A 13,346-nucleotide genomic window follows, 5' to 3' on the forward strand; every position below is an offset into this window, starting at 1 on the left:
TGTCCGGTGTACTCCCCGCCAGCCTCAGCCGCACCCGCGATATGTGCCAACTCTTCGGAATGAACTGCGCCGAACCGACGGACGTGACGTTCTCGTTTACCGGCTTCGCGGCCCGCGGCGGGCTCACCGATCACCATGCAGACGGCTGGGGCATCGCGTTCTTCGAGGACAAGGCCTGCCGCCTCTTCATCGACCAGCAATCGTCCGCGACGTCGCCCATCGCCGAGATGGTCAAGCGCTATCCGATCAAGTCGAAGAACACGATCGCGCACATTCGCAAGGCGACGCAGGGGCACATCCTGCTCGAGAACTGCCATCCGTTCATGCGCGAGCTGTGGGGCCGCCACTGGATCTTCGCGCACAACGGCGATCTGCACGACTATTCGCCCGACCTCGAAGGCGGCGTCTTTCAGCCGGTCGGCACGACCGACAGCGAGAAAGCGTTCTGCAAGCTGATGCAGGGCCTGCGCGATGCGTTCCCGGGCGCGCAGCCGCCGCTGCCCGAACTGTTCGAGCAGGTGGGCGAGCTCACGCGCGACATCACGCGGCACGGCGTCTTCAACTTCCTGATGTCGAACGGGCAGGCGCTGTTCGCGCACTGCTCGACGCGGCTGCACTACCTCGTGCGGCGCTGGCCGTTCTCTACCGCGCACCTGATCGACGAGGACATCTCGATCGATTTCGCGAAATACACGACGCCGGAGGATCGCGTCGCGGTGATCGCGACGCAGCCGCTTACCGACGACGAAGTGTGGACCGCGCTCGAACCGGGCGAGCTCGTGATGTTCCAGTGCGGCGACGTCGCGGCGACGATGCGCATTCCGGTGCCGCAAGCCGTGCTCGAGAAGCTCACGAATCCGGAGCTCGATGCGTCCGCGTCGGCGCCGCGCCGGGCGGCCGCGCTCGCGTCGGCCGACGTGGCCGGCGTGGCCGGCGATCTCGGCGACGATCCGGTCGATTTCTGATTTTTCCCGGTTGCGCGCCGCTCGACCGGATGCTTCGATGCAGGCGCGTCGCGCCGCTGAAGCGTCCGAACCGCGGCGCGCGGCGCCGCCCGGCGACACGCACGCCGGCACCGCTTCCACCGAACTCCGCTCAAGACCGATCCCGGCCTTCGGCCCGACGCGAGCGGCCGACAAAAAAGGCCGACCGACGTTCGCCGGACGGCCTTCTGCGCATCGAAAGCGACGCCGCGCGCTCGCGCGGCGCAGCCCTCGCGATCAATGCAGGATCTTCGCGAGAAAATCCTTCGCGCGATCCGATTTCGGATTCGCGAAGAAATCCTCCTTGCGGTCGTCCTCGACGATCAAGCCCTTGTCCATGAAGATCACGCGATGGGCGACCTTCTTCGCGAAGCCCATCTCGTGCGTGACGACCATCATCGTCATCCCTTCCTTCGCGAGCTCGACCATCACGTCGAGCACCTCGTTGATCATCTCGGGATCGAGCGCGGAGGTCGGCTCGTCGAACAGCATCGCGATCGGGTCCATCGACAGCGCGCGCGCGATCGCGACGCGCTGCTGCTGGCCGCCCGACAGTTGCCCCGGATACTTGTGCGCGTGCGCCTTGAGGCCCACGCGATCGAGCAGCTTGAGCCCCTTCTCGGCCGCTTCGTCCTTGCCGCGGCCGAGCACCTTGATCTGCGCGAGCGTCAGGTTCTCGGTGATCGACAGGTGCGGAAACAGCTCGAAGTGCTGAAACACCATCCCGACCTTCGAGCGCAGCTTCGACAAGTTGGTCTTCTTGTCGCCGACCGACTGGCCGTTGACCAGGATCTCGCCCTGCTGGAACGGCTCGAGACCGTTCACGGTCTTGATGAGCGTCGACTTGCCTGAGCCCGACGGCCCGCACACGACCACCACCTCGCCTTTCTTCACTTCCGTCGTGCAATCCGTCAGCACCTGAAACTGGCCGTACCACTTCGACACGTTCTTAATGGAAATCATCTTGTGACCTTTTTCTGGAGACCTTTGACCAACGCGGATGCAACCGAGCACACGACGAAATAGCACGCGCCCGCGAACAGGATCATCTCGACGCTCGTGCCGTCGCGATCGCCGATGTTCGCGGCCGTGCGGAAGAAATCGGCAAGGCTGATCACGTAGACGAGCGACGTGTCCTGGAACAGCACGATCGCCTGCGTGAGCAGAAGCGGCACCATCGCGCGAAACGCCTGCGGCAAGATCACGAGGCGCATCGCGTGCGCGTAGTTCATGCCGAGCGCGAACGCGGCGTTCACCTGCCCGCGCGGCACCGCCTGGATGCCCGCCCGGATGATCTCCGAATAATACGCGGCTTCGAACAGCGAGAACGCGACCATCGCCGACGCGAGCCGGATGTCGATCGTCGGCGACAGGCCGAGCACGCCCTGCAGCACCTGCGGCACGATCAGGAAGAACCACAGCAGCACCATCACGAGCGGAATCGAGCGGAACACGGTGACGTAGCCCTGCGCGAACCACGCGAGCGGCTTCACGCCGGACAGGCGCATCAGCGCGAGCAGCGTGCCCCAGACGATCCCGACCACGATCGCGAGCAGCGTGATCTCGAACGTGACGATCGCGCCCGTCCAGAGCGCCGGCAGCGCGCCGGGAATACTACTCCAGTCGAACTGATGCATCACTTGCCTCCGATGTAGCCGGGCAGCCGGGACTTGCTCTCGACCCAGCGCATGAACGCCATCACGATCAGGTTGATGATCACGTAGGCGAGCGTCACCGCGATGAACGATTCGTAGGTCTGCGCCGTGTAATCGACGAGCTGGCGCGCCTGCGCGGACAGATCGAGCAGGCCGATCGTCGACGCGACGGCCGAGTTCTTGAAGATGTTCAGGAATTCGGACGTGAGCGGCGGCACGATGATTCGGTACGCGACGGGCAGGAGCACGTAGCGGTACGTCTGCCATTGCGTGAAGCCCATCGCGAGGCCGGCCGCGCGCTGGCCCTTCGGCAGCGCGTTGATGCCGGAGCGCACCTGCTCGCAGACGCGCGCGCCCGTGAAGAGGCCGAGGCAGACGATCGACGCGGTGAAGAATTGCGTGCCGGGCGGCAGCTGCTTGATCCAGGTGCCGATCGACGCGGGCAGCAATTCGGGCACGACGAGGTACCAGACGAAGAACTGCACGATGAGCGGAATGTTGCGGAAGATCGATACGTAGACCGTGCCGATCGCCGACAGCCACTTGTTCGGCGCGGTGCGAAGCACACCGAACAGCGACCCGACGACGAGCGCGATCACCCACGCGACGAGCGACACCTTGACCGTCACCCAGAATCCCGACATCAGCCAGCCGAGATAGGTCGTCGGTTCTCCCGTCGAAACGGGGCTCAGGAAGATGCCCCAGTTCCAGTGGTAGGACATAGCCAGACTCCAACAAAAAGAAACGGAAGAAGCCGTGCCTCTTCCGTTTCGTCAGCGCTTGTTAGCTCGAACGCCCGCCCGCTCAGTCGAGCGCCTTGTCGTTCGGATTCGCGTAGAGCTTCTTCATCTCGTCGGAGATCGGGAAGTTCAGATTCAAGCCCTTCGGCGGAATCGGATTCTCGAACCACTTCGAGTAGATCTTCGCGGCCTCGCCCGACTTCTCGACCTGCGCGATCGCGTCGTCGACCACCTTCTTGAACGCCGGATCGTCCTTGCGCATCATGCAGCCGTACGCTTCCTGCGACTGCGGCTTGCCGACGATCACCCACTCGCCCGGCTGCTTCGCCTTCGCGCGCTCGCCCGCGAGCAGCGCGTCGTCCATCATGAACGCGACCGCGCGGCCCGTCTCGAGCGTCTGGAACGACTCGCCGTGATCCTTCGCGCTGATGATGCTCATCCCCATCTGGCTCTTGTTGTTCATCTCGCGCAGCAGACGCTCGGACGTCGTGCCCGCCGTCGTCACGACGGTCTTGCCCTTCAGGTCGGCGAAGTCCTTCACGCCCGAATCCTTCTTCGTCATGAGGCGCGTGCCGATCACGAAGATCGTGTCCGAGAACGCCGCCTGTTTCTGGCGATCGAGATTGTTCGTGGTCGAGCCGCACTCGATGTCCACCGTGCCGTTCTGCACGAGCGGGATGCGGTTCTGCGACGTCACCGGAATGTTCTTCACCTGCAGGTTCGGCAGATTCAGCTTCTTCTTGACCGCGTCGACCACCTTCATCTGGAAGTCCCGCGAATACCCCACCACTTGTTGATTCTGGTCGTAGTACGAGAACGGAATCGACGATTCGCGGTGCCCCAGCGCAATCACGCCCGTATCCTTGATTTTTTTCAGCGTGCCCGTTTCCTGGGCGATGGCGCCGCCGGCAAAAGTGCTCAGCGCCGCAACCATCAGCATTGCTTTCGGGAATTTCATCGTTGTCATCTCCTTGGCGAAAACCCGCGCCAGTTTATCAAAGTAATTTTTATGAAAGTAATGGTTGTTAACCACACTTTTGACCGGGCGGCGTGCGCGTTCCGGAGCGCGTCCGGCGTGCGCATGCGCACGCGGGCGGCACCGAAACCGGTGCCGCCCGCGAATGCATCACGGCGCAGCTCATCGAACCTCGCCGCAGATCGATCGAAACCCGTCGATCAGGGGTACAGGCCGCGCATTTCGCGCGCCATCAGGATACGCTTGCACGCGACGATGAACGCCGCCGTGCGCACCGACACCTTGTGCTCTTCCGCGACCCCCCACACGCCGGCGAACGCTTCGCGCATCACGCGCTCCAGGCGGTGGTTGATCTCGTCTTCCGTCCAGAAGAAGCTCGAGAAGTCCTGCACCCACTCGAAGTACGACACGGTCACGCCGCCCGCGTTCGCGATCACGTCGGGGATCACGAGCACGCCGTTCGCGCTCAGGATGTCGTCCGCGGCCGTCGTCGTCGGGCCGTTCGCGCCTTCGACGACGATCTTCGTGCGGATCTTCGACGAGTTCTTCTCGGTGATCTGGTTTTCCAGCGCGGCCGGGATCAGGATCTCGGTTTCGACGGTCCAGAACTCGTCGTTCGGCATCGGCTCGGCGCCCTCGAAGCCGGCGACGCCGCCCGTGCGGCCGACGTGATCGAGCAGCTTGACGGTGTCGACGCCCGCCGGCTGGTAGATCGTGCCCGTGTGATCCTGCACCACGATCACCTTCGCGCCCGCTTCCTGGAACAGCTTCGCGGCGATCCCGCCGACGTTGCCGAAGCCCTGAACCGCGATGCGCGCGCCCTTGATCTCGAGCCCCCGCTTCTTCGCGGCCTCGCAGCCGACGACGAACACGCCGCGGCCCGTCGCTTCCTTGCGGCCGAGCGAGCCGCCGAGCGAGATCGGCTTGCCGGTCACGACGCCCGTCGCCGTCTGGCCCTGGTTCATCGAGTACGTGTCCATCATCCACGCCATGATCTGCTCGTTCGTGTTGACGTCCGGAGCGGGAATGTCGGTATTCGGGCCGATGATGATGCCGATTTCGCTGGTGTAGCGGCGCGTCACGCGCTCGAGCTCGCCGCGCGAGAGCTTGCGCGGGTCCACGCGGATGCCGCCCTTCGCGCCGCCGTACGGCACGTTCACGGCCGCGTTCTTCACCGACATCCACGCGGACAGCGCCATCACTTCCGACAGCGTCACGTCCTGGTGGTAACGCACGCCGCCCTTGCCCGGGCCGCGCGACACGTTGTGCTGCACGCGATAGCCCTCGAAGTGCGCGACGGTGCCGTTGTCGAGCTCGATCGGCACGTCGACGATCAGGATGCGCTTCGGGCGCTTCAGCGTCTCGATCCAGCGCGACAGCGAGCCGAGGTACGGCGCGACGCGGTCGACTTGCTGCAGATAGTTGCCCCAGGGGCCGAGATCGTCCGCGTGCAGGTACGACGGAATGGACTGCGTGACGGACGGGGACTGCGGTTGCGAAGACATGGAATCTCCAACGGTCGAAGAATGCGCACATTGTCGAAAAACCGAATTTCGAAATCCAATGCCGTTTGCTTATTCGATTATGCGTTTCGTGCATGATCGGGCTTTTGCGCGAAAAACCGCGCATTCGCCGTTCGAACGGCTGCAATCCCGATGCGATTCGCCGCGGCAGCTTTCGTGCGCGGCCGGCGCGCGCTCGCATGGGCGGGCGCGGCGCTCCCGCCGCGCGGGCGGTGCGGCAACGGCGTGCGATTGCCGCGTCGCGCCGGAGATGCCGCGCCCGGCCGCCGCGTCAGGCCGCCGCGCCGAGCTCCTCGCGCACCACGTCCCAGAGCGCGCGCACGAGTTTCTGCCGCGGCTCGTCGCCCTGCACCGCGAGCTTGTCCCGATAAAGGCGGATCTCCATCGTCAGCGTGAACGGCTCCGCGCCGCCCTTCGCCGCGCGGCCGAGCTTCACGAGGCGGCCGCTCGCGACCGCGTCCTCGACCGCGCTGTGCGGCAGGAACGCGACGCCGTGCCCGGCGAGCGCCATCGCCTTGAGGGCCTCGGCCATGTCGGTCTCGTAGACCTTGTCGAGAAAGAGCGGCGAGCGCGCGTTCGCGATGATCACCTCGGTCATCCGGCCGAGGTACGCGTTCGGCGTGTACGACAGGTACGGCACGGGCGCATCGGCCGTGCCGGGCAGCGCGTAGCGCGCGCGCCCGCCGCGGCCGGGCGCCGAGAACGGGCTGATCGGCTCGACGCCGAGCGTCAGCATGTCGTAGCGGGCCGGATCGAGCGCGACGGGGTGGCTCGGGTGGTGGTAGCCCATCACGAGATCGCAGCCGCCCTCGACGAGCGACAGCACCGCGTCGTGCACGTTCAGCGCGCGCAGCCGTGTGTGGACCGGCCCCATCTTCGCCTCGATGCGCTGCAGCCAGCGCGGAAAGTACGTGAGCGACAGCGTGTGCGGCACCGCGAACTCGATCGTCGGCACGGGCGCGCCGACGTGGCCGCGCAGCAGCGTACGCGCCTCGTGCGCCTGCGACAGCATCGCGAGCGCCTGTTCATAGAACACCTGGCCCGCCTGCGTGAGGCGGGTCGGATAGACCGAACGATCGATCAGTTCGGTGGCGAGCCACGCCTCGAGCGCCTGGATTCGGCGCGAAAACGCGGGTTGCGACACGTGCCGCAGCTCGGCCGAGCGGCTGAAGCTGCGCGTTTCCGCGAGCGACACGAAGTCTTCGAGCCATTTGAGTTCCATGCGTGCCTTTGCTGCGCAAAGCGAATGCGAGGGAAGAAGCACGCATTTTAGCGGCCGGAGGCGTCGGCCGCGCCGGCGCACCGGCCGACGGCGCTCGCGGATGCATGTCCGCCTCGGCTTTCGCTGCGGCAAGCAGCCCGGCGCCTGCCCGGGCGCGTCTCCACGTGCTTGATTCTTCACACTTTCCGCGCCGCACCAACGCCGCGCGCACGCACAGGCGCGGTGCCGCGCGCCGCGGCGAGCGCCTGCCGCCGGTGCGCGCGGGCGTCGCGCCGTCGCGCGTCGGCACCCGAGCGCCGGCAACGCCGTTTTTCCCGCCGGCCTTGTGCGGCGTTCGTTCGCGCCGTTTGGAACAAAACATGCACTTCATTGGCATGAAGCTTGCGGAACTGCGCGTCGGCCTGTCCCGCGCACCGCGCAGCGGCCCGTCGCCCCTTTTCCACCATCCGCCGTCGTCCGGCATACGCGAGGCTTTACCGATGGATACTCTGCGCACCTCCCTCCGAAGCGGCAACTGGCGCTCGCTTCTGGCGTGCTTCCTCTACTTCGATACGGGCTTCACCGTCTGGGTGCTGTACGGCCCGCTCGCGCCCTTCATCAGCAAGGACATCGCGATGACGGCCGCGCAGCAGGGCTTTCTCGTCGCTGTGCCGGTGCTCGCGGCGGCCATCCTGCGCGTGACGCTCGGCAACCTCTACCAGTCCGCCAACGGCCGGCGCATCGCGCTGATGGGCGTGCTGCTGTCCGCGCTGCCCGCCGTCGTGCTGCCGTTCGTGCCCGGCACGCCGTCGTACACGCTGCTCCTCGTGCTCGGCGTGTTCCTCGGGATCGGCGGCGCGAGCTTCGCGGTCGCGCTGCCGATGGCGGGCAGCAGCTATCCGCCGAAAGTGCAGGGCCTCGTGCTCGGCCTCGCCGCCGCGGGCAACATCGGCGCGGTGCTCGACGGCTTCATGTTCCCGCACATCGCCGCCGCGCTCGGCTGGAAGTTCTCGACGGCGGCCGCGCTGCCGCTCCTCGCGATCGCCGGCTTCGCGCTCTTCGCGTGGGCCGACGACCGCGGCGAGAAATCGGGCAGCGCGAAGCGCGCGTTCGGCGCGTTCGTGTTCACGCTCGTCGGCCTCGTCGCGCTCGTGCTCGCCGTGCACGCGGGCGTGTTCGGCGCGGGCAAGACGGGCGTGCTGCTTCTCCCCGTGATGGGCGCGCTCCTCGCGATCGCCGTGCTGCCCGGCCGCTATCGCTCGGTGCTCGCCGAGCGCGACACGTGGGTAATCATGCTGATCTACAGCATCACGTTCGGCGGCTTCGTCGGGATGTCGTCGTACGTGACGCTGCTCCTCACGACGCTCTACCAGATGCCGAAGATCGAAGCGGGCCTCTTCATGTCGCTGCTCGCGTTCCTCGGCGCGATCGTGCGCCCGTTCGGCGGCCACCTCGCCGACCGCATCACCGGCGTGCGCGCGCTGATGGTCATCCTCGCCGTGATCGCCGCCGCCGACTTCGCGTTCGCGGCCGTGATGCCGCCGCTCGCGGGCGGGATCGCGCTTCTCGTGTGCCTGTACGTCGCGTTCGGCCTCGGCAACGGCTCGACGTTCCAGCTCGTCCCGCACCGCTGGAAGGGCAAGACGGGCCTGTTGTCCGGCATCGTCGGCGCGGCGGGCGGCATCGGCGGCTTCTATCTGCCCGTCGTGATGGGCATCGCGAAGGAAAGCACGGGCAGCTACCAGCTCGGCTTCGCGACGTTCGGCGCGCTCTCGACCTGCGCGTTCGTCGCGCTCGCGATGCTGCGCGCGCAGTGGCTGCGCTGGGCCGCGCCGGAGCTCGCCGCGGCCGAGCCGGCGGCGGCCTCCGGCGCGATGCCGATCGGCGGCGCCGCCCGCGTCGGCGACTGAGCATTTTCGACGACGGCGCGCGGCGGCCGGGCGGCCGCGCGCCGATGGTAAAATTCGCGGTTCTCCCCCTTCACGTTTGAACCGCGGCCGCAAGCCTCGCCCGATCATGTCCGACACCCGTCCCGATACCCTTTTCGCCCTCACCGCGCTCTCGCCCATCGACGGCCGCTACGCCAGCAAGACCGAAGCGCTGCGCGACTGGCTCTCCGAGGCCGCCTTCATGCGCCACCGCGTCACCGTCGAGGTGCACTGGCTGATCGCGCTGTCGCGCGCCGGCTTCGCCGAAGTGCCGCGCTTCTCGGAGGCGGCCGAGCAGTTCCTGCTGCAGCTCGTCGAGCGCTTTACCGCGCACGACGCCGCGCGCATCAAGGAAATCGAGCGCGTGACGAACCACGACGTGAAAGCCGTCGAGTACTGGCTGAAGGAATCGGTCAAAGGCCAGGCCGAGCTCGAGCGCGCGAGCGAGTTCATCCACTTCGCGTGCACGTCGGAGGACATCAACAACACGTCGCACGGGATGATGCTCGCCGGCGCGCGCCGGCACGTGATCGTGCCCGCGCTGCGCACGGTCCACGGCCGCCTCGTCGCGCTCGCGCACGCGCACGCCGAGCAGCCGATGCTGTCGCGCACGCACGGCCAGCCGGCCAGCCCGACGACGCTCGGCAAGGAGCTCGCGAACGTCGCCGCGCGTCTTGCGCGCGCGATCGAGCGCATCGAGAAGGTCGAGATCCTCGGCAAGATGAACGGCGCGGTCGGCAACTTCAACGCGCATCTTTCCGCGTATCCGGAGTTCGACTGGGAAGCGTTCTCGCGCGACGTGATCGAGAACCGCCTGAAGCTCACGTTCAATCCGTACACCATCCAGATCGAGCCGCACGACTACATGGCCGAGCTGTTCGACGCGGTCTCGCGCGCGAACACCATCCTGCTCGACCTCGACCGCGACGTGTGGGGCTACATCTCGGTCGGCTACTTCAAGCAGAAGACGAAGGCCGGTGAAATCGGCTCGTCGACGATGCCGCACAAGGTCAACCCGATCGACTTCGAGAACTCGGAAGGCAACCTCGGCCTCGCGAACGCGACGCTGCGCCACCTCGCCGACAAGCTGCCGGTGTCGCGCTGGCAGCGCGACCTGACCGATTCGACGGTGCTGCGCAACATGGGCGTCGCGCTCGGCTATTCGCTGCTCGCGTATGATTCGCTGATCCGCGGCCTCGACAAGCTCGAAGTGAACCCGCAGCGCCTGAACGAAGACCTCGACAACTGCTGGGAAGTGCTCGCCGAGCCGGTGCAGACGGTGATGCGCCGCTACGGCATCGAGAATCCGTACGAGCAGCTGAAGGAGCTCACGCGCGGCAAGGGCATCACGCGCGACGCGCTGCAGCAGTTCGTCGGCACGCTCGCGATTCCCGAGGACGCGAAGGCGCGCCTGCTCGCGATGACGCCCGCGTCGTACATCGGCAAGGCGGTCGAGCTGGCGCAGCGCATCGCGTAACGCGCGTCGTCGACGCAATGCAAAAGGCGCCCCGCGGGGCGCCTTTTCTTTTCGCCGCCGAGCCTCGGCGACGCACGGCGGCGGCCGCGACGCGGCCGCGCGCGGTCATTGCTGCTGTTGCTGCTGTTGCTGCCGCGCGCCGCCGAGTTGGCTCATCACGCGATCGACGATTTCGTCGGGCGTCAATTCGATGCTGACTTCGATCGCTTCGTCCGGGCCCGGCTCCTCGAGCGTCTCGAGCTGGCTTCGCAGCAGCGACGGATCGAAGAAGTGCCCGGTGCGCGTCTTCAGGCGCTCGCGCAGCATGTCGAACGAGCCCTTCAGATAGACGAAGCGCACGTCGCGATCGTTGCCGCGCAGGATATCGCGGTACGCGCGCTTGAGCGACGAGCACGTGAACACGGCCGTCTCGCCCGCGCGCTGCTTCGCCTCGATGGCGTCGCGGATCGACTGGAGCCACGGCCAGCGGTCCTCGTCGGTGAGCGGAATCCCGCGGTGCATCTTGTCCTTGTTGGCGGCGCTGTGAAACGCGTCGCCGTCGGTATAGCTGCACGACAGGCGTTCGGCGAGCATCTCGCCGATCCGCGACTTGCCCGCGCCCGACACGCCCATTGCGATCAGAATCATGACTACCCCTTGTTACAGAACCGCGCTCAGCAACAGCGTGAACGTGAGACCGAGCAGCGAGATGATCGTTTCGAGCAGCGTCCAGGTCTTGAACGTCTGGCCCACGGTCATCCCGAAATATTCCTTGATCAGCCAGAAGCCGCCGTCGTTCACGTGCGAGAAGATCAGCGATCCCGACCCCGTCGCGAGCACGAGCAGCTCCGGCTTGACCACGACGCCCGACGCCGACGCGATCGGCGCGACGATGCCGCAGGCCGTCGTCATCGCGACGGTGGCCGAGCCCGTCGCGAGACGGATCAGCGCCGCGACGAACCAGCCGAGCAACAGCGGCGAGAGGCTTGCGTGCGTCGCGGTCGCGACGATCTGCTGCGAGATGCCGCTGTCGCGCAGGATACCGCCAAAGCCGCCGCCCGCGCCGACGATCAGCGTGATGCCCGCGATCGGCGCGAGGCATTCGCCGCAGAACTTCTGGATCTGGTCACGGTTGAAGCCTTGCAGCTTGCCGAACGTGAAGAAGCTGACGAGCACGGCGATCAGGAGCGCGACGTCCGAATTGCCGGCGAAGCGCAGCAGGCTGTTCGGCAGCGACTTCGGCGCGAAGACGAGATCGGCCCAGCTGCCGACGAGCATCAGCACGACGGGCAGCAGGATCGTGAACAGCGTGATGCCGAAACCCGGCAGCTCGCGCTGCTGGCCCGCCGCGTGCGTCTCGACGAATTGCGCGGCGAGCGGATTGTTTTCCGGCAGCTTCACGAACTTCGAGATCGTGAGCGCGAACAGCGGGCCGGCGACGATCGCGGTCGGCACGCCGACGATGAGGCCGTAGGCGATCGTCTTGCCGATGTCGGCGCCGTACTGCTGAACGGCCAGGAGCGCCGCCGGGTGCGGCGGAATCAGGCCGTGCACGACCGACAGGCCCGCGACCATCGGCAGGCCGACGACGAGCAGCGACTTGCCGGTGCGCTTCGCGACGTTGAACGCGATCGGGATCAGCAGCACGAAGCCGACTTCGAAGAACACCGGCAAGCCGACGATGATCGCGACGAACATCATCGCCCAGTGAATGTTCTTCTCGCCGAACCAGTCGATCAGCGTGGTCGCGATCCGCTCGGCGCCGCCCGATTCGGCCATCATCTTGCCGAGCATCGTGCCGAGACCGACGACGATCGCGATGTGGCCGAGCGTGCCGCCCGTGCCCGCCTCGAACGATTTCACGATCTTGTCCATCGGCATGCCGACCACGAGGCCGAGACCGAGCGACACGATGATGAGCACGAGGAACGGATACACCTTGTAGCGCGCGATCATCAGGATCAGCACCGCAATCGCGATCACGGTGTAAATCAGCAGCATGCTGCCTTGGACAGCCCCCATGTAGCACTCCTCCTTGGGATGTATCGGGCCGGGCGCGGCGAGCCGCGCCCGACTATGCAGGTCTCCGAAACGAGGCGGCTGACCGCCCGTCGGGACGCTGAATTTTACTTTTGTTTAACGGGCCGCGATAGAACCGGTTCCATAGGCAAAAACCCTCGTAAAAACAACCAGATCGATTGTTTCGTTCGAAGGTTTCCGCTGGCATGCGCTCGGCGGCGTTCAGCGCGCGAGGCGGCTCGCCGCCTGCGCGAGGCGCGTGACCTCGGCCCAATCCTGCGCGGCGAGCGCCGCCTTCGGCGTGAGCCACGAGCCGCCGACGCACACGACGTTCGGCAGCTTCAGGAAGTTCGGCGCGGTCTCGGCGGTGATGCCGCCCGTCGGGCAGAACTTGAGCGCCGGGAACGGGCCGTGGAACGCCTGCAGCATCGGCACGCCGCCCGCCTGCTGCGCCGGGAAGAACTTCACGATCTCGTAGCCGAGCTCGAGCGCGACGATGATATCGGTCGGCGTCATCACGCCGGGCAGAAGCGGCAGGCCGGCGTCGACGGCCGCCTGGTGCATCTCCTTCGTGAGGCCGGGCGATACGCCGAACTTCGCGCCCGCCTGCTTCGCGAGCGCGCACTGCTCGGGCTTCGTGATCGTGCCGACGCCGACGACGATGTCGTCGGCGAGCTCGCTCGCGCGCTTGATCGCTTCGAGCCCGGCCGCGGTGCGCAGCGTGATCTCGAGCACCTTCACGCCGCCCGCGTGCAACGCGCGCGACACTTGCTCGCCCTGTTCCACCGAATCGAATGCAAGCACCGGAATCACCGGGCCCAGCTTCACGATCTCGCCAATCGTCTTCATCAATGCAGCTCCTTTT

General features: G+C 66.5%; 12 protein-coding genes. 3 read left to right on the top strand and 9 right to left on the bottom strand.

Going from position 1 to position 13,346, the window contains the following annotated elements:
- The first annotated feature begins 41 nt into the window (after positions 1 to 41).
- Positions 42 to 965, top strand: a complete 924-nt coding sequence (locus X946_RS26765) for a class II glutamine amidotransferase (RefSeq protein WP_038754194.1) — start codon at positions 42 to 44, stop codon at positions 963 to 965.
- Between the two features lie 255 nt (positions 966 to 1,220).
- Here X946_RS26765 and X946_RS26770 read toward each other — a convergent pair whose 3' ends face one another.
- The 6 genes from X946_RS26770 to X946_RS26795 all read right to left on the bottom strand — a co-directional run bounded on the left by X946_RS26770 (position 1,221) and on the right by X946_RS26795 (position 7,099).
- Complete coding sequence (locus tag X946_RS26770; RefSeq protein WP_038754197.1) at positions 1,221 to 1,946, bottom strand: amino acid ABC transporter ATP-binding protein; 726 nt, start codon at positions 1,944 to 1,946, stop codon at positions 1,221 to 1,223.
- Positions 1,943 to 2,620 (bottom strand): glutamate/aspartate ABC transporter permease GltK, encoded by a 678-nt coding sequence (gene gltK, locus X946_RS26775; RefSeq protein WP_038754200.1) that lies wholly within the window; start codon positions 2,618 to 2,620, stop codon positions 1,943 to 1,945. The genes X946_RS26770 and gltK overlap by 4 nt, the downstream gene beginning before the upstream one ends.
- Positions 2,620 to 3,360 carry an amino acid ABC transporter permease gene (locus X946_RS26780; protein WP_038754203.1) on the bottom strand — a complete coding sequence of 247 codons (741 nt, stop codon included), beginning with the start codon at positions 3,358 to 3,360 and terminating at the stop codon, positions 2,620 to 2,622. Before X946_RS26780 ends, gltK begins: the two co-directional genes overlap by 1 nt.
- An 82-nt stretch (positions 3,361 to 3,442) precedes the next feature.
- Positions 3,443 to 4,336 (bottom strand): glutamate/aspartate ABC transporter substrate-binding protein, encoded by an 894-nt coding sequence (locus X946_RS26785; RefSeq protein ID WP_038754206.1) that lies wholly within the window; start codon positions 4,334 to 4,336, stop codon positions 3,443 to 3,445.
- 218 nt (positions 4,337 to 4,554) lie between these two features.
- Positions 4,555 to 5,859, bottom strand: a complete 1,305-nt coding sequence (locus X946_RS26790) for a Glu/Leu/Phe/Val family dehydrogenase (RefSeq protein WP_038754209.1) — start codon at positions 5,857 to 5,859, stop codon at positions 4,555 to 4,557.
- Between the two features lie 289 nt (positions 5,860 to 6,148).
- A complete protein-coding gene (locus X946_RS26795; RefSeq protein WP_038754212.1) occupies positions 6,149 to 7,099 on the bottom strand; it encodes a LysR substrate-binding domain-containing protein in 951 nt (316 codons plus the stop codon).
- Between the two features lie 479 nt (positions 7,100 to 7,578).
- Here X946_RS26795 and X946_RS26800 point away from each other — a divergent pair, with 479 nt between their 5' ends.
- Positions 7,579 to 8,988 (top strand): MFS transporter, encoded by a 1,410-nt coding sequence (locus X946_RS26800; RefSeq protein WP_038754215.1) that lies wholly within the window; start codon positions 7,579 to 7,581, stop codon positions 8,986 to 8,988.
- A gap of 106 nt (positions 8,989 to 9,094) precedes the next feature.
- Complete coding sequence (purB, locus tag X946_RS26805) at positions 9,095 to 10,483, top strand: adenylosuccinate lyase (RefSeq protein WP_038754525.1); 1,389 nt, start codon at positions 9,095 to 9,097, stop codon at positions 10,481 to 10,483.
- 105 nt (positions 10,484 to 10,588) lie between these two features.
- On the opposite strand, the gene X946_RS26810 is transcribed toward purB, so the two are convergent.
- The 3 genes from X946_RS26810 to eda form a co-directional block, all read right to left on the bottom strand.
- The gene (locus tag X946_RS26810; protein ID WP_038754218.1) at positions 10,589 to 11,110 is read right to left on the bottom strand and encodes a gluconokinase; all 522 of its coding nucleotides are present in this window, start codon (positions 11,108 to 11,110) and stop codon (positions 10,589 to 10,591) included.
- 12 nt (positions 11,111 to 11,122) lie between these two features.
- Entirely contained in the window at positions 11,123 to 12,484 is a 1,362-nt protein-coding gene (locus X946_RS26815) for a GntT/GntP/DsdX family permease (RefSeq protein WP_038754221.1), read from the bottom strand.
- A 219-nt stretch (positions 12,485 to 12,703) separates the two neighbouring features.
- A complete protein-coding gene (gene eda / locus X946_RS26820) occupies positions 12,704 to 13,330 on the bottom strand; it encodes a bifunctional 4-hydroxy-2-oxoglutarate aldolase/2-dehydro-3-deoxy-phosphogluconate aldolase (protein ID WP_038754224.1) in 627 nt (208 codons plus the stop codon).
- Between the last annotated feature and the right edge of the window lie 16 nt (positions 13,331 to 13,346).

The sequence above is a fragment of the Burkholderia sp. ABCPW 111 genome, assembly GCF_000773065.1.
GTDB classification, from domain to species: domain Bacteria; phylum Pseudomonadota; class Gammaproteobacteria; order Burkholderiales; family Burkholderiaceae; genus Burkholderia; species Burkholderia savannae.

What these genes read in the sequence shown, in the direction of transcription:
- X946_RS26765 (WP_038754194.1), top strand. Translation starts at nt 42, where the DNA reads ATGTGCCAACTCTTCGGAATGAACTGCGCCGAACCGACGGACGTGACG.
- X946_RS26770 (WP_038754197.1), bottom strand. Translation starts at nt 1,946, where the DNA reads ATGATTTCCATTAAGAACGTGTCGAAGTGGTACGGCCAGTTTCAGGTG.
- gltK (WP_038754200.1), bottom strand. Translation starts at nt 2,620, where the DNA reads ATGCATCAGTTCGACTGGAGTAGTATTCCCGGCGCGCTGCCGGCGCTC.
- X946_RS26780 (WP_038754203.1), bottom strand. Translation starts at nt 3,360, where the DNA reads ATGTCCTACCACTGGAACTGGGGCATCTTCCTGAGCCCCGTTTCGACG.
- X946_RS26785 (WP_038754206.1), bottom strand. Translation starts at nt 4,336, where the DNA reads ATGAAATTCCCGAAAGCAATGCTGATGGTTGCGGCGCTGAGCACTTTT.
- X946_RS26790 (WP_038754209.1), bottom strand. Translation starts at nt 5,859, where the DNA reads ATGTCTTCGCAACCGCAGTCCCCGTCCGTCACGCAGTCCATTCCGTCG.
- X946_RS26795 (WP_038754212.1), bottom strand. Translation starts at nt 7,099, where the DNA reads ATGGAACTCAAATGGCTCGAAGACTTCGTGTCGCTCGCGGAAACGCGC.
- X946_RS26800 (WP_038754215.1), top strand. Translation starts at nt 7,579, where the DNA reads ATGGATACTCTGCGCACCTCCCTCCGAAGCGGCAACTGGCGCTCGCTT.
- purB (WP_038754525.1), top strand. Translation starts at nt 9,095, where the DNA reads ATGTCCGACACCCGTCCCGATACCCTTTTCGCCCTCACCGCGCTCTCG.
- X946_RS26810 (WP_038754218.1), bottom strand. Translation starts at nt 11,110, where the DNA reads ATGATTCTGATCGCAATGGGCGTGTCGGGCGCGGGCAAGTCGCGGATC.
- X946_RS26815 (WP_038754221.1), bottom strand. Translation starts at nt 12,484, where the DNA reads ATGGGGGCTGTCCAAGGCAGCATGCTGCTGATTTACACCGTGATCGCG.
- eda (WP_038754224.1), bottom strand. Translation starts at nt 13,330, where the DNA reads ATGAAGACGATTGGCGAGATCGTGAAGCTGGGCCCGGTGATTCCGGTG.